Origin of the sequence: Kamptonema sp. PCC 6506, assembly GCF_000180455.1 — a bacterium.
Taxonomy (GTDB): domain Bacteria; phylum Cyanobacteriota; class Cyanobacteriia; order Cyanobacteriales; family Microcoleaceae; genus Kamptonema; species Kamptonema formosum.
In genome coordinates this window covers 1-17,094 of the sequence record NZ_CACA01000146.1, presented here as the reverse complement: position 1 = coordinate 17,094, position 17,094 = coordinate 1, and the positions used below count along the sequence as shown (strand labels likewise).

Genomic DNA, 17,094 nt, shown 5'->3' with positions numbered 1-17,094 from the left:
AACTCCTGAATTACCAATTACCAATTACCAATTACCAATTACCAATTACCAATTAGCTCTGAAGATAAGTATACCTACTGAGGCTACGCTCATAGTTTTGCAGCAAAAGTTGGGCTTCAGCAAGAGTGATTTTATTTTGCTGCAAAGCTTGTTCTGTCTGGCGGCGGATGCTTTCAACTAGACTCTCCGAATCGTATTGTACATAGCCAAGCACTTCTTTCATTGTGTCGCCTTTAACAACGTGCTCGATTTTGAAACCAGACGGAGTTAGTTGGATATGGACAGTGTTAGCATCGCCAAATAGGTTGTGCAAATTGCCCATGATTTCCTGATAGGCTCCGCCCAGAAATAGAGCCAAATAATAAGGTTCTCCTGTCTTAATTTTGTGCAGTTCTAAAACTGGCTTGACATCTCGTAAATCGATAAACTGGTCAATTTTGCCGTCGCTATCGCAGGTTAAATCTGCGAGAATTCCCCGTTGAGTTGGTTCTTCGTCAAGGCGATGGACGGGCATAATTGGGAATAGCTGATTAATCGCCCAACTGTCTGGTGCTGACTGGAACACTGACAGGTTAATGTAGTAAATAGAAGCCATGATTTTTTCCAAGTCTTCTAAGTCATCAGGTACATAGTCTTTCTGACGTGCAATCGCTTGGATTTTCTCACAGCAAGCCCAGTAAAGCCGCTCTGTTTTTGCTCGCTCAGCAATTCCCAAATACCCCAAGTTAAATAAGCTAATTGCTTCTTCCTTAAACTGGATGGCATCGTGATAAACTTCTTGGTAGTTTTCCTCGTTAATTGACTGATAAATTTCGTAAAGATTACGAGGAATTAGATGCTCGTCTTCACCTACAGGTTCAACTATTTCTCTAGGGACATCGCTGGTTCCTAGTACGTCAAAAATTAACACTGATTGGTGAGAGGCAATGGCTCTGCCACTTTCGCTAATTAAAATTGGAACGGGCAATTTACGCTCGTCGCAAGCATCTTTAACCCCTGCTACTACGTCATTAGCGTAGTTCTGCATATTGTAATTTTTAGAGGCGTGAAAGTTCGTTTTAGAGCCATCATAGTCAACTCCCAGCCCGCCGCCGACATCAAGATACTTCATATTGGCTCCTAATTTAGCCAACTCGACGTAAATGTGGCTAGCTTCGCGGATGGCTTCTTTGATGATGCTAATTGATGAAATTTGAGAGCCAATATGAAAGTGCAATAGTTGTAAACAATCCAGCATTTCTGCCGATCGCAATTCGTCAACTGCACGCATGATTTCGGGGATAGTTAAACCAAATTTAGCGCGATCGCCTGTAGAATTTCCCCAATGACCAATGCCTTTAGTGCTGAGTTTGGCTCTAACACCTAATACTGGCTTAATTCCCAAAGCTTTACCAGCTTCGATGGCGAGTTGGACTTCCTCAATTTGCTCGAGGACAATTACCGAAGTTTGACCTAAACGCTGTGCTAGTATGGCTGTTTCTACATATTCTCGGTCTTTATAGCCGTTGCAAATTAACATTGCACCGGGCGTTTTTAGGGTGGCCAAAGCGATCATTAATTCTGGCTTAGAACCTGCTTCTAAGCCGAAATAGTGCGGCTGACCAAACCTGACTAAATCTTCTACTAAGTGGCGGTGTTGGTTGCACTTGACGGGAAATACGCCGCGATATACGTTTTTGTAGTTATAACGGGCGATCGCTTTGGCAAAACAGGAATTTAAGCGCTCGATCCGATCTTCCAGAATATCCGAAAAGCGGATCAACAAAGGCAGACCCAGACTCCGCTGTTTGAGGGATTCTACCAGATCGTACAAGTCTAGGGAACCACCGCGATCGCCCTTGGGAGACACTGTAATGTGACCCGCTGCGTTAATCGAAAAGTAGGGTTCACCCCAGCCTTGAATGCGATACAGTTTCTCGCTATCCTCAATTTTCCAAGACTTTTGTGGCGGTATGGTCGCAATCGCAGTAACCACAGGGATAGCAATATCGGAGTTAGGGGTCGTGGTGGGGGCACTCATCGGATCGGGAACCTCACAGCAATTAGTTGAATAGATAGTTTAACTTATTCGGCTTGCTGCGATCGCCCCATGACACGCAATTATATAACCGGACTTACGCACGATCGCAGTACGGCCACCATCCTGGCGGTAAGAATACCGCGCCTGGAAAGAAACTAGGCGGTTGAAACCGCATCTACACACACAAAACCCGCCTGCGCGGGTTTAAAAAGGTCTGATTTTCCTTTAGTCCGCGTAGGCGGACTTTGTTTGTGTAGCCGCGAATTCTATTCGCCAGGCCTTAAGTAATACTAAAAGAAAGAGCTACTACTAAGAGCAGTTGGATTCACATTATAAACCACTCCCAAATAATCATTACCCGATTTAATTGCCGTTGATACTACAGCATTCGCACCATCTAAAACTACATTAACTGACTCAAAGGTTAGTTCGCTGAAAGTAACACCTATTAACTGAATTTTATCATCAGAGGTGAAGTCAGCGATCGCATCAGCGCGATCGGGATTATTGGGGAGATATTCTAAGACAAAGGTATCATTACCTTCACCACCTGTAAGGACATCAAAACCAGCATCGCCATTCAGGAGATCGTTACCCGCGCCGCCAGATAAGACATCATCTTGCTTACCACCGCGCAGAGTATCATTACCATCGCCACCTAGCAACAGATCGTTTCCATTATTCCCACTTACAAAATCGTTATCAATACCACCATCTAGCGAGTCAGAACCTTTACCGCCAAATAATTGATCGTCACCACCTTTACCTACTAAATTATCTTCTCCTTGATTACCAAAATAGGTATTTGGTAATTCTGAACCTGTTAAGGAGTCGCTACCAGAAAGAGCAAAAATGGTTAAATCTAATACTGATGATGGGATGCTGGTATCTATGCCATCTGTGAGTAAGTAAACATCACCTAATAGAGTATTTTCTGGTAAACCCGATGGATTGTTAATTGATACCGATGGTTTGGGTATAGCAATCTCTATTGTTACATTTGTTGGTGTTGGTGTTGACGTTGGTGTTGTTTCTATCGGTGTTAATGCTACAGTTGTTGGTGTTGGTGTTAAACTTGTTGGCGTTGGCGTTGGTGTTGATGTTACAGTTGTTGGCGTTGGCGTTGGTATTGTTGAGGGATTAGTTGCATTAAAAATTTGTCCATCTAATGCTGTACCCGTGTTTTCTGTAACTAAATCGTCAAGTGGTTTTTGACCCGCACCAAAATCCTTAAAGTCTTGAGTTGTTGCGCCTAAAGCAACTTTTTGGACTAATGCTAATTGTTTTTGCAATTCAGTAGGATCGGTATTAGATGCGATCGCATCCACAACTCGCTGATTAGACGCTGCTATCACCTGCGCCAGTGCGGGTGCGGCCGCTGATACCTCTTGGGAGTTAAAATTAGGATCGATCGCCTTCACCCGCTCTGCTACCTTTGCTATTAACGCCGCAAATTGTTCAGGTTGGGTTAAATCTAAGGATACTCCCGTTTGGACGACATCCGCGATCGCACTCACTATTTCCCCAACAGCATCACCCACAGAAAGACTACTTGCGCCTTCAATCAATCCCGCAATTTGAGTAATCGAGTTTTGCGCTTGAATCATCGCGCTTAATACCGATGTCGCACCTGGGTAGTTAGCTTTAGTCGCAGCAATCGGATCGAATTGATTAATCGGAATATCGCTAGGAATGCCGAAAGCGCTAGTAACTTCGGTATTAGCTTCATTCACAGTTAAACCGCGATCGGCTAATTCAGCTAAGATGCTAGTTAGTAAAGTAATTACTTGTGAATCTGGTGTTGCTTTCAACGGAGTTTCTAACGGTAAACCCGTCCCGATGTCGATACCGCCAAAAGCCGCTAAATTACCTTCACTGGGATCGAGTTTCCCATTATTATTAGTGTCAAAAGTGCTATAATCTATATCAAAACCAAAAGCACCTTGACCGTCAGTTATCCCTTTGGGTTCGTTCGGATCGATGATGCCATTTTTGTTAGCATCCAAGAAAACATTAGCACCAGAAATATAATCATCAATCACAAAACCCGTGCAATTCCAGCCTACAAGCTCTAATAACTCACTAACACTCTTACCATTATTGTCAGTAGCTTTAACTTCTACCCATTGTGGTAAAGATAAATTCTTTCCTGGTACTTGACTGAGAGTGCGAGTAGTGGGGTCAAAATTTAGCGAAGCATTCGGCCCGTCAAAGATTCCGGGAATAGTAGTGACGGAAGCATTTTCTGTTTTACGCTTGTATTGGCCCCCATTTACGCCTTGCGTCCAGATATAATCTTGTCCATAATCAACAGAATTATTATCTAAGGCGGTGACTTCATAGGTAATAGTATCGCCTGGATCTGGATCGATAAATGTGTCAGCAGCAAAGGTAAAAGCGGTATTGCTAGAAAATCCACTAACAGCACTTTGAGTCCATATTGGGTTATAGACGATTGGCGCTTGGTTGTTAAAAGAGGGTGTAGGCGTTGGTGTTATTGATGGTGTTGGTGTTGGCGTTATTGTTGGTGTTGGTGTTGGCGTATTTGTTGGAGTTGGTGTTGGCGTAGATGTAGGAATTGGTGTTGGAGTTGGAGTTACTGATGGCGTAGGAATTGGTGTTGGAGTTGGCGTATTTGTTGGAGTTGGTGTTGATGTTACCGATGGAGTTGGCGTGGGAATTGGTGTCGGAATTGGTGTCGGTGTTGGCGTAGGAGTTGGAGTTGATGTAGGAATTGGAGTGGGAATTGGAGTGGGAATTGGAGTGGGAATTGGAGTGGGAATCGGCGTAGGAATTGGTGTCGGAACCGGCGCTGCAATATTAACGTTAAAACTTCCTAAACTGGTAGCAGCAGCAAGATTGCCTAGACTATCTTTAACCTGACTTCCTTGCAAATTAACAGTGTAAGTTCCATTATCAGCTTCATCCCAACTTCCGCTAGGAGGAGTAAATGAATAAGTAGCTGTCCGAGGCGTACCATTACTATTAACATCAACACTGACAAAACTAGCTGGAATATTACCGCCAGACCAATTTATCAAAACATCAGAACTATCTAAACTTGAAACATCAACAACATCATTATCGCTAAAAGTGACAGTCAAACTTTGACTGGTTCCTCCCGCTGTCGTAATATCCGAAATAGCATTCAAACTGCCAGTTGGCCCAGTCCTGTCAATGTCGTAAACTTGTCCTGTTAAATTACCATTGCCAGTACCAGTACCGCCTAATGCCACAGCCAAACTATTTGTAATGCTGTCATCATCGGTCAAATTTAACCCAATTGTACCGCTACCCGTACCTGTGTTAACTTCCAGTTGGTAAGTCTTAGCATCGACTGGGGTTAAAGTGCCAATGGATGCACCAATTACACCAGTTGGTACTAAAGTAAAGTCAGAAACATCAACGCCTGTAACATCTTGAGAAAACTTAATTTCGTAGGTAGCAGTAGCCGCAATAGTGGGAGATGCAGCTAGGCGGTTAATGGATATAACTGTGGGGATTGTCGGATCGTAGGTAACGCTATTGTCGGTGCTGGTACTAGCAGTATTGTTATTACTTGCTGAATCGGTAACGCCGTTAGCTTTAATACTAGCAATGACATTCCCGTTACCTGTCATGCCATTGACTGCGACGTTGTAAACAGAGCCACTACCTGTAATAGTTGGTGTTAATGTTCCCGTTGCGGTACTGGTAGTTAAGTCAATATCGGTGGCATCAAAACCTGTGACTGGTTCGCTAAATGTGACGGTAAAATTGATAGGTGAAGTTGATGCCGGATCGGTTTGTCCTGATGCTTGGTTAATGGTGACGGTGGGTGCGGTGGTGTCAATTACTAATGCTTTATTCGCACCTAAAGAATTTGCTGCGCCGGGAGTGGGTAAGGTTAGAGTAGCATCATTATTGGTCGCATTCTTAATAGTACCGCCGCTTAAAGATAAGGCAGTTGTGGAAGGATAGTCTAAGTCAGCGCTGTTATCACCTGCTGTAACTGCGTACTGGAATGTTAAGGTGTTGCTACCGCTGCCTGAGAGGTAATTAGCAACAGGAGTTACACCTGATAAGCTAAGTTTCGGTGTACCTGTGACGTTAACTATTTCAGAGAATTGAACGCTGATGTCAATGTTTGTGCCGATGCCGTAAGTGCCGTCTGCGGTGGTAGCGCTGACGTTGGTAATGGTGGGAGCGGGTAAGGGGTCAATAGTGATGTCGGCGGTTTCAGTAACGCTACTAAAAACGCTGGATGTGGTGTTATTAGTTCGATCTGTGGTGTAGTCGGCGGTACTGCCATTTGTGCCAGTAATTTGATCCCAGGCGGCAAAGGTTATGGCATTTGTGAGAGTGCCGTTATAAGTTGGATTGGGAACAAATCGGATTTTGGTGTTGGCATCACTCGCTAATAGTAAGGCGTTGGTGGCTGAAACTGCTGGGGCGTTATTCCAGGTTGTGCCATCGGTGGTGTATTGCCAATTGCCGTTAGCCGTATCTAATGCGGTGATGGCAATGCCTTGGGAGGCGCTAGCGTTGGGATCGGATATCTGTGCGCCGCCGAGGTTGGCGATGATGGTGGAGATTAATGTACCTGTACTGTTGCTGTCGTTTTGAGTTTGGGCGTTGAGAGTGGGTGCGCCGCTGCTATCCAGTACGGGGGAGTCGTTGACGAGGACGTTAACAGAGATCGGGCTGCTGATGCCGCTGCTGTCTTTGGCGGTGTAGGTGAAGGTGTCGATGCCGTTGAAGTTGGCGTTGGGGGTGTAGAGAATGTCTCTTTTGGGGTCGATCGCGATCGCATTGACCTGATTATTCACATTCGGATTGAAGGTGGCATCGGCCACACCAGTTGTGGGGTCTAACTTAGCGACTCTGTTGCGGGTTTGTCCGCCGATGGTGTTGAAAACGCCCCCCACTATGAGGTTGCCACTGCTGTCAAAGGCGATCTGATTGATAGCACCATTCGCATTCGGGTTAAAGGTAGCATCGGCAGTACCAGTTGTGGGGTCTAATTTGGCGATACTGTTGCGGGCTTGTCCACCGATATTGTTGAAAAAGCCGCCTACATAGGGGTTGCCACTGCTGTCAACGGCGATCTCATAAACACTATTATCTGCATTCGGGTTAAAGGTAGCATCGGCAGCACCAGTTGTAGGGTCTAATTTGGCGATACGGTTGCGGGTTTGTCCGTCGATGTTGGTGAAATGGCCGACTATATAGGGATTGCCACTGGTGTTAAAGGCGATTGCTAAGACAGTATTATTCGCATTGGGGTTGAAGGTAGCATTAGCGGCACCTGTTGTGGGGTCTAACTTGGCGATTTTGTTGCGGGGTTGTGCGCCGACGGTGGTGAATTCGCCGCCCACTATGGGGTTGCCACTGCTGTCTAGGGCGAACTTTTCGATCCTACCATCCGCGTTCGGGTTGAAGGTGGCATCGGCAGCACCAGTTGTGGGGTTTAATTTAGCGACCCTGTTGCGGCTTTGTCCGTCGATAATGCTGAAAATGCCCCCCACTATGAGGTTGCCACTGCTGTCTATGGCGATCGCTTCGACATTAGCATTCGCGTTCGGGTTGAAGGTAGCATCGGCAGCACCAGTTGTGGGGTTTAATTTGACGATTTTGTTGCGGGTTTGTCCGCCGATAGTGAAGAAAGCGCCACCCACATAGGGGTTGCCACTGCTGTCTATGGCGATCGCTTGGACATCGGAACTTGCATTCGGGTTGAAGGTGCTATCTAACGTCCCATCGCTATTCAATCGAGCTATTCTGTTGCGGGTTTGTCCACCGATGCTGGTGAAATAGCCGCCCACATAAATCCAGTCATTAATAATTGCTGTGCCATTAGTAGGGCCGCTAACAATACTTTCGACATTCAGCCTTCCGGTTCCAGTGTCATTGGCTAAAACATCGATCTGCATGGAAGTTGGAGTACCGCTGACAAGGACACCTTTGTTATCAGCCGTGCCTGTTGGCGCTAAGGTGTAACTGTAACTAGGAACCTTCAGAGATTGGGTTTCTACGTTCCCGATTTTTACTTCTAATTCCCAGTCTCCCCCTAATGCTTTATTCCCCGTTTTGTTATTCGATGCGGCAATATCTGCCCCTGTTAATTGATGCAGGTTTTGGATAAATTGTAATCCGGTTTCTGTTGCCGCTACATCGCAGCCATATAATAGAATCTCGCCATTTTCAGTTAGGGCATTTCCCCACTGTTTTAGCTGAGTGCTGAATTTTTCTATATTATTCCCATTGAGCCCCTCTGCACCGATTTGTAAACTGCCTGGGCTGCCGTGTGAAAGGATATGCAGCGCTTCAATATCTTTTTTATTAGCTAAGGCTGCTGTAATTTGCTCGATACCGCTTAAATTTTCATTTAAGATCGTAATTTCAGCGCCATTAATCTCTGAAATCAAGCTTTGATAATCTTGTACAGAAGAGTCAACAAAGATAACTTGCTTATTCACGATGAATCACCTTGTTAGTTTTTGTTAGGTCTTGTTAACACTAATCAGGTTGCAAAGGGATATAGGCAGTAAAAATGGTTATAATCAATTTCCGTTTTTGTGCGCGGGAAATCAACAATAAAATTTGATTTTATTAGTTTATCGCTACCCAATTATCGAATTATATTAGATTTTCTACAGATGAAAACCGTAAATATACAGATAAAAGCAGTACATTTACTTGAATTTTTCTATGTAAAATTACGGAGAGAGCGAAGAAAACCTGTAATAATAATTCACATATATTTAGCAACGTTTATAGTATAATTGTTTACCTTTTTTGTATGAGTCCGAGCGAAGTATTTTCGTCAAAAAACCCGGTTTCTTTGGTTGGGTACTAAAGTCCTGGGAACTTCGGCTATAAAATGAAATAGAGACGCGATCGCTCGCATCTCTATTTTTAAAAGAATGAGCAATGCTCACCCTAAAAATTAGCTATTCTGTGTCACAGGAGAAGTAGGATTTACAACAGTCTTAGGCCGCTTCTTGATCAACTGTGGTTTGTGAGAATCAGTTGATAGTGGTTCATCCTCTACAGCGTAATCTGACCCCATCCAAGCGGGACGACTTTGATCGAAAGTCATTTGTAAAGCCGCAGCCGCGATCGCATGAGGATCGTACTCCTCACACAACTGAGATACTAAAGGTAAGAAAGAAGCCATGCGCTCGCCAGCCAGCGCTTCGCGCACCTTAGCTTGCATCTTCTCTAATTGCTTACCTTCAATCTGCGATCGCGTCGGAATCGTGCGAACCGTCAGAGTTTGGCGCACGTGACGCTCGATCAACCGCAATTTCCGGCGATCCACCGCCTGAATCAACGTAATCGCCGTCCCCTCGCGGCCAGCACGACCCGTGCGACCAATCCGGTGAACATAGCTTTCCACGCTATCGGGTAAATCGTAGTTAATTACGTGAGTCAAATCATTTACGTCCAAACCCCGCGCCGCAATATCCGTCGCCACCACCCAGCGCACCTGGCTTTGGTGGAAACGAGATAAAAGCCGCTCCCGTTGTGCTTGGTTTAAATTGCCGTGATATTCATCAACGCTGTGACCGGCTGCTTGCAACTGACTGGTCAACTCCGCCGCCGCCGCTCTTGTTCGTACAAAGATTAGCGCAGATTCGGGATCTTCCATTTCCAAAATCGGCTGCAAAGCTCGTGACTTCGACCAGCCACGCGGAACCATGTATACGCACTGGCGGATACGCTTCGGTGTAGCTTTTGGTTGTTCCACCGTGACATTAATGGGCGATCGCAAATGCTTAGACACCAATTTGCGGATCGAAGCCTCCATCGTCGCCGAGAAAAATGCTGTCTGGTGATCCGCAGGTGCAGCCTCAAGGATCTTTTCCACGTCTTGGATAAAGCCCATGCTCAGCATTTCGTCAGCTTCATCCAAAACCATCCATTTCAATTGGTCTAGCTTCAGACTGCCCCGGTTGAGCATATCAATAATCCGACCAGGTGTTCCCACTACAATATGAACACCTCGGCGCAAGCGCTGCATCTGACGGTCAATTGATTGACCCCCGTACACAGTCAAAACTTGCAAAGAACGGCCTAATTTCACAGGGCCTTCGCTGAGACCGCTCAACTCGCGGATTGCCTCAGTCACTTGCAGCGCTAATTCACGAGTTGGAGTCAAAATCAGGGCTTGAACCGCAGTTACGCCAAGATCGATCCGTTCCAATATGGGCAACGAAAATGCTGCTGTTTTGCCCGTTCCTGTCTGAGCCTGACCCACCACATCGCGCCCAGCTAATAAATGAGGAATTGCTTGGGTCTGAATGGGTGTGGGTTCACTAAAGCCTAATGTCTCCAGATGGCGAATGCGCTCTTCTGAGATACCTAAGCTTTCAAACGTTAAATTCATTAATTCTCCTAGTAACGAGTTTTAGCCTTCTGAGTTGCCCAACTCGGATGCGGATTTCTGCGATAGTTGCAGGAACTCATAAGAGTTCGATATGGCGTTGCGTCTCCACGCCCGCCCGTATAATACCTTATCGAGTGCAGGGCAGCTTCGTCGAGGGGAGTAATTCACCGACTCGACAGCCGTAGCTGAATTTCTGGAATCATCACCCTCTTTTTACTGGCTGATCTAAGGATAGCGCTTTACATTCAGAAACAAAAGCTCAAAAGTATTAAATTTTTTGGATAACCCTGTGGGGGGTGGGGGGCAGGGGGCGGGGGAGCTGGGGGGATGGGTAATTAGCAATTAGGAATTAGCAAGCTGTTGAAAGCGATCGCACTTCTAGCCAGTGAGCGATCGCTTCTACTTTATTCAATTGTTAGAAAGTAGCCCTTTTGATGGTATTAAGGCTAATTTAAGACTGTTGAAGACTTAATCTACATACACAACTGGGCTTACCCAAGTCGCCTTTGAAATCTTATCCCCTGGCAATCGTGCAGGTAAAATGGCAGACAAATTGTTGTTTTATCAACGTTATGGAGTGCAAGAATATTACATTAAAGAATTGACCGGATTTATTCGTAATGAAAATTGGTTTGAATCAATTTCCGATATGAATGGCTGGGTAAGTCCCCTGTTAGAAATCCGCTTTCAACTAACACAAAATAACTTAGAAATTTATCGCCCAGATGGCCGCAAATTTCTCACTCCTGTAGAATTAGATCGACTCAGAGAACAGGAACGTCAAAGGGCAGAACAGGAACATCAGCGGGCTGAGGAAGCGATCGCACAACTCGATCGAGAACAGCAACGCTATCAAACATTACTAGAAAAGTTACGAGAACAGGGAATCAACCCAGAACAATTGTAACTACACCAAATGATATAACTTCTGCCCCTCCCCCCTTGTCAACGATCCCTCACCATCCGACACTGGACAATGAGAGCTCACCGGCAGTCAGGAGGAAATTTTGTGAAAAAAGTCTTAGCCATTATCCTTGGCGGCGGCGTAGGTACCCGCCTTTACCCGCTTACCAAACTGCGGGCCAAACCCGCCGTCCCCCTCGCAGGCAAATACCGCCTGATCGACATCCCCGTAAGCAACTGCATCAACTCAGAAATACTCAAAATATACGTCCTCACCCAATTCAACTCCGCATCCCTCAACCGTCACATTTCCCGCGCTTACAACTTCTCCGGGTTCAGTGACGGCTTTGTGGAAGTGCTCGCGGCCCAGCAAACCAAAGAAAACCCCAACTGGTTTCAGGGCACAGCCGATGCAGTCCGCCAGTATCTCTGGCTGTTTGAAGAGTGGGATATTGACCATTACCTGATACTCTCAGGCGATCACCTCTATCGGATGGACTATCGAGAATTCGTCCAACGCCACCTCGATACCAAAGCAGATATCACCCTCTCTGTCTTACCGATGGACGACAAACGTGCATCCGACTTTGGGTTAATGAAAACCGATGAAGACGGTCGTATTGTCTCTTTCAGCGAAAAACCCAAAGGCGAAGCCCTCAAAGAAATGCAAGTCGATACCACTAAACTGGGATTGACAGCGGAACAAGCCAAAGAAAGCCCTTATATTGCCTCAATGGGGATTTACGTCTTCAACAAAGACGTTTTGATGAAATTGCTCAAAGAATCCCCAGAACAGACTGATTTTGGCAAAGAAATTATTCCCAACTCCGCCAAAGACTACAACGTTCAAGCCTACTTATTTGATGGCTACTGGGAAGATATCGGAACCATTGAGGCTTTCTATGATTCTAACTTAGCTCTCACAAAACAGCCTCATCCACCTTTCAGCTTTTACGACGAACAAGCGCCAATTTATACTCGTCAGCGTTACTTACCTCCATCTAAACTGTTAGACTGCCAAGTAACCGAGTCAATTATTGCTGAAGGTTGCATCCTCAAAGAATGCCGGATCGACCATTCAGTATTAGGAGTGCGATCGCGCATCGAAGCAGGATGTAACATCGAAGATTCCCTGATTATGGGTTCCGACTTCTACGAACCCTTCGCCGAAAGGCAGTCCGGTTCTGACAAAGGCGGTGTCCCCGTCGGTATCGGTGCACAAACTAGGATTCGTCGCGCGATCGTTGACAAAAATGCCCGCATCGGTCGCCACGTCCAAATTATCAATAAAGATAGAGTGGAAGAAGCCGAACGCGAAGACCAAGGATTCTATATTCGCAGCGGCATTGTTGTAGTCCTCAAAAATGCCATCATTTCAGATGGGACGATCATTTAAGCAGTGGTTGGTTGTTAATCGTTAGTGGTGACTTGTTAGTAGTTACTTGTTAGCAGCTAACCGTCTGCTAACCCATAGTTACCAATACACTTAAACGCTAACGATTAACCACCAATGCTAGAGTAAGTAGAAGGAAAAAGGAAGAAGGAAGAAGGAAGAAGGAAGAAAAATAAAATAAAATAAAAACAATAGTTTCAGGAATTAAGAAGATCCTAACTGTATTGGCGGTTACTCTAAATTCTGTGACGGCGGCGAAGCGATCGCTCACCTTCCGGAAGTTTGAGTTTTGAGAAATTGCTTTATTTCTGGTAATGCACCTTCCCCATCTCCCCCATCTCCCTCATCTCCCTCATCCTCCCCATCTCCCCCATCTCCTTCTGCCTTCTGAGTACGGCGATCGCGATCGCCCCTTGGAGAAACAACCGAACTTAGCTGAACTCAAACTTTTGATAATCTTGTATTTGATCTAAATCTCACCTGTGACTTCCTGTAGCGCCATAATCAATTATAGGCAAAGTTATCAATTTCCGATTATTTTTGCTAAGAACCTTAAGCTAACAACTACTTAAAAGGAGGGCGGTTAATGGCTACAACTGACTTCAAAGACTTTTACGCAATTCTGGGACTGAACAAAACCGCTAGTGCTGATGAAATTAAAAAATCCTACCGCAAACTCGCCCGGAAGTACCATCCCGACATGAATCCGGGCAACAAAGACGCAGAGGCCAGGTTTAAAGAAGTTAATGAAGCCTACGAAGTTTTATCAGACCCCGAAAAACGCAAAAAATATGACCAATTTGGTCAATACTGGAAGCAAGCCGGAACCCCTGGTGGATGGCCAGGTAGTCCGAATAATGTAGACTTCGGCGGCGTAGACTTCAGCCAATACGCCAGTTTTGACGAATTCATTAATACTTTGCTGGGTCGCGTTGGTGGGCCCGCTGCTGGTAGCCGTCGCAATGGCAACTGGAACTACACATACCGTCCCAATCAAGGCGGGCAGACAGGTTTTGGCGGATATGAAGATTTTACAGGGTTTGACAACCGCACGGCTGCAACTTCCCTCGACACCGAAGCAACTATTTCCCTCAGTCTCGGCGAAGCATTTCGGGGTGTTTCCAAGCGCGTTGGTACTGGCGATGTCTCCATTCCTGCGGGAGTGAAAGCTGGTAGCCGCATTCGGATTAGAGGGAAAGGTCAAGTAGACCCCCAAACCCAGCAAAGGGGAGATTTATACCTGAAAGTAGAAATTTTGCCTCATCCCTTCTTCCAGTTTGAAGGGGAGAATTTGGTTTGTGAAGTACCCGTAACGCCTGATGAAGCGGTGTTGGGAGCCTCCATTGAGGTACCTACGCCTGATGGAATGGTGGCGGTGAATGTTCCAGCAGGCATTCGTTCCGGTCAATCTTTGAGGTTGCGCGGTAAAGGGTGGCCCAAACCCAAGGGAGGCGATCGCACTGACCAATTAGTGAAAATTGCGATCGTCGCACCGAAAGATATTAGCGCTGTGGAGCGAGAATGCTATGAGAAAATTAAGGCAAATCGTAGTTTTAATCCCCGTAGCAATTTAAAGCAAATGCAAATGTGAAGTTTGGAGTTTTGAGCTGGAAGTTTTAAGTTAAATAATTTTTAATTCAAAACGCCAAACCCAAGCAACTGTCTTTCTCCATCACTGGCAAGGATATTATACCAATTCCGGTGGATTAACCATAATTATTATGGTTAATCCACCGGAATTAATATTAACCCTGCGCGATCGTCGCCTCGGTGCTAGCAAGTCAAACTACGAAACCTTTCCCAGGTTAACTCTCACAAATTGTTAGCTCAGTAGGCTGACAGCGCTTAATTTCAATGCTAACTCTTTGGGCTCCCTCACTTTCCAAATCTTCAATATAGCCATTAGTATTACTTGAGGCTTCTTTGTCGCTGTCAAATGGCCCAAAATAGTAGGTACAGCGTGGCGATTCAGTGACAACCTCGACCCACCATTCCCCTTCCTCTTTAGGACGGCTGGGTTGAGTTATCAAACACAGTCCGATGCAGTAGATCAAGAAAAAATAAAATCCAAGCATCTTAGTTATGTAAAAAGTAAATACTTTAATCAAATTATCAACTTAGCTTATCGGATCGTCTCTGTCCCAGTGCTGATATTGGGATTAGCTACGGTCAGAATTAGGTATACAGCATTACCCATGCTGGTTAACCGACCAAATGAAGTGAGGAAATCCGCTAAGTTATTCCTGCATTATTGATGGCAGACTAATGAATAAGACAGGTTGAAATCAAAGGATGAATATTTCCAATGGCGATTAAAGACCAGCCTCAACCCCCTCGTTCTCGTCAGATTGGCAATATTTTGTTATTGCTATCAGGTTTGTTTCTACTGGGTAACATATTTTTGCCGAGTTTACTTGGCCCCCAAATTCCGCAAGTACCTTATAGCTTGTTCGTCCATCAGGTGCAAGAACAAGAGGTACAACGGGCTTCTGTGGGTCAAAATGAAATTCGCTATCAGCTTAAAGGTGAAGCGGATCAACCAGGTCAGGTACTCGCCACTACACCCATTTTTGATTTAGAATTACCAAAACTTTTGGAAGAAAAAGGCGTTGAATTTGCAGCAACTCCTCCACCTAAAAATGGCTGGTTTACCAGTTTATTAGGTTGGGTGGTTCCGCCATTAATTTTTGTTGCTATCTGGCAATTTTTTATCAGTCGTGGTGGCGGCGGGCCCCAAGGCGCTCTTTCCATTGGTAAAAGTAAGGCTAAGGTTTATGTAGAAGGCGAATCTGCTAAAATAACTTTTGCTGATGTTGCAGGTGTGGAAGAGGCTAAAACTGAATTAGTTGAGATTGTCGATTTTCTCAAAACTCCAGACAGATTTACAGCAATTGGAGCTCGCATTCCCAAAGGCGTGCTATTAGTTGGGCCTCCTGGTACTGGTAAAACCCTATTAGCGAAAGCTGTAGCAGGAGAAGCTGGCGTTCCATTTTTCAGCATCTCTGGTTCCGAGTTTGTGGAACTATTTGTTGGTGTAGGTTCGGCAAGAGTCCGCGACTTATTTGAACAAGCCAAAAAACAGGCTCCTTGCATTATTTTCATTGACGAATTGGATGCGATCGGTAAGTCTCGTAGTAGCGGCGCTTTCTACGGTGGTAATGACGAACGCGAACAAACTCTCAATCAATTATTAACAGAAATGGACGGTTTTGCGGCAGGTAATACTACCGTAATTGTGCTAGCAGCAACTAATCGCCCTGAAAGTTTAGATCCAGCTTTGTTACGTCCGGGACGTTTTGACAGACAGGTTTTAGTCGATCGCCCCGATTTATCTGGTCGCGAAGCTATTCTTAACATTCACTCTCAGAAAGTTAAACTGGGCCCAGATATTAACTTAAAAGCAATCGCCGCTAGAACTCCCGGTTTTGCGGGTGCAGATTTGGCAAATTTAGTTAATGAAGCTGCTTTATTAGCCGCTCGTAACCGTCGTGAAACTGTCGCTCAAGCTGACTTTGCCGAAGCGATCGAACGAGTGGTTGCAGGTCTAGAAAAGAAAAGCCGCGTCATGAATGAAAAAGAGAAAAAGATTGTCGCTTATCACGAAGTTGGTCACGCTTTAGTTGGGTTTTTAACTGCTAGTGGCGGCAAAGTTGAAAAAATTTCCATCATTCCTCGTGGGATGGCAGCTTTAGGTTATACCTTGCAATTGCCAACTGAAGACAGATTTTTGATGGATGAAGTAGAACTTCGCGGTCAAATTGCGACACTTTTGGGCGGACGTTCAGCCGAAGAAATTATTTTTGGTAGTATCACTACGGGTGCTTCCAACGATCTTCAACGCGCTACTGATTTAGCAGAACGGATGGTGACAACTTACGGCATGAGCAAGATTTTAGGGCCTTTAGCTTATGAGAAGGGTCAGCAAGGTCAATTCCTCAATGATGGCATGGGTAGCCCCCGCCGTCAGGTGAGCGAACAAACAGCAGATGCAATTGATAAAGAAGTGAAGGAAATTGTCGAAACTGCTCACACTCAAGCTTTAGATATTTTGAAGAACAATCGCGATTTGCTAGAAACTATTGCGACTAAACTTTTGGAAACTGAGGTAATTGAGGGTGAGGAACTGCACAACTTACTGGGTCAAGTACGGCCTGTAAATGTTCCTGCTGCTGTTTAGTTTGGTCAGAATCTAGGTACTTCTGACGTAACGCCGCCCTTGCTTGCGGTCAAATACCGCCCAGAGAGGGGAGTTACAACGATGCGCGAACCCTAGATTAGCAATTAGTTACAAGAGGCAAAAAAACCCGGTTTCTCGGAAAAATGGAAGAAACCGGGTTTCTGGTTTTATAGCAACCGCCACAACGGTTAGGACACTCGCTCATGGCCCAAACTATTGACTTCTTCCCC

Annotated in this window: 8 protein-coding genes and 1 pseudogene; 4 read left to right on the top strand and 5 right to left on the bottom strand. The window is 45.4% G+C overall.

Annotated elements, in window-relative coordinates; all coding sequences use genetic code 11:
- Nucleotides 1-52: 52 nt before the first annotated feature.
- From speA to OSCI_RS08775, 3 genes are all read right to left on the bottom strand, one after another.
- Nucleotides 53-2,020 carry a biosynthetic arginine decarboxylase gene (gene speA, locus OSCI_RS08785; RefSeq protein WP_007354569.1) on the bottom strand — a complete coding sequence of 656 codons (1,968 nt, stop codon included), beginning with the start codon at nucleotides 2,018-2,020 and terminating at the stop codon, nucleotides 53-55.
- Nucleotides 2,021-2,310: 290 nt separating this feature from the next.
- Nucleotides 2,311-8,478: a DUF4347 domain-containing protein gene (locus OSCI_RS08780; protein WP_007354568.1), complete on the bottom strand. Its 6,168-nt coding sequence runs from the start codon at nucleotides 8,476-8,478 to the stop codon at nucleotides 2,311-2,313.
- 470 nt (nucleotides 8,479-8,948) lie between these two features.
- Nucleotides 8,949-10,391: a DEAD/DEAH box helicase gene (locus OSCI_RS08775; RefSeq protein ID WP_007354567.1), complete on the bottom strand. Its 1,443-nt coding sequence runs from the start codon at nucleotides 10,389-10,391 to the stop codon at nucleotides 8,949-8,951.
- 496 nt (nucleotides 10,392-10,887) lie between these two features.
- On the opposite strand from OSCI_RS08775, the pseudogene OSCI_RS08770 reads away from it, so the two are divergent.
- A pseudogene (locus OSCI_RS08770) lies at nucleotides 10,888-11,298 on the top strand (Uma2 family endonuclease); the annotation flags it as partial.
- Nucleotides 11,299-11,400: 102 nt separating this feature from the next.
- The gene (locus OSCI_RS08765; protein ID WP_007354565.1) at nucleotides 11,401-12,690 is read left to right on the top strand and encodes a glucose-1-phosphate adenylyltransferase; all 1,290 of its coding nucleotides are present in this window, start codon (nucleotides 11,401-11,403) and stop codon (nucleotides 12,688-12,690) included.
- 299 nt (nucleotides 12,691-12,989) lie between these two features.
- Here the strand turns inward: OSCI_RS08765 and OSCI_RS31910 are convergent, their stop codons facing one another.
- Nucleotides 12,990-13,112, bottom strand: coding sequence for a hypothetical protein (locus OSCI_RS31910; protein WP_019487884.1), 123 nt, complete (start codon nucleotides 13,110-13,112; stop codon nucleotides 12,990-12,992).
- A gap of 161 nt (nucleotides 13,113-13,273) precedes the next feature.
- Here OSCI_RS31910 and OSCI_RS08760 point away from each other — a divergent pair, with 161 nt between their 5' ends.
- Entirely contained in the window at nucleotides 13,274-14,278 is a 1,005-nt protein-coding gene (locus OSCI_RS08760) for a DnaJ C-terminal domain-containing protein (protein ID WP_007354564.1), read from the top strand.
- Nucleotides 14,279-14,492: 214 nt separating this feature from the next.
- On the opposite strand, the gene OSCI_RS08755 is transcribed toward OSCI_RS08760, so the two are convergent.
- A complete protein-coding gene (locus tag OSCI_RS08755) occupies nucleotides 14,493-14,762 on the bottom strand; it encodes a DUF1816 domain-containing protein (RefSeq protein WP_007354563.1) in 270 nt (89 codons plus the stop codon).
- Nucleotides 14,763-14,992: 230 nt separating this feature from the next.
- Here OSCI_RS08755 and ftsH4 point away from each other — a divergent pair, with 230 nt between their 5' ends.
- Nucleotides 14,993-16,864, top strand: a complete 1,872-nt coding sequence (gene ftsH4 / locus OSCI_RS08750) for an ATP-dependent zinc metalloprotease FtsH (protein WP_007354561.1) — start codon at nucleotides 14,993-14,995, stop codon at nucleotides 16,862-16,864.
- Nucleotides 16,865-17,094: the final 230 nt, after the last annotated feature.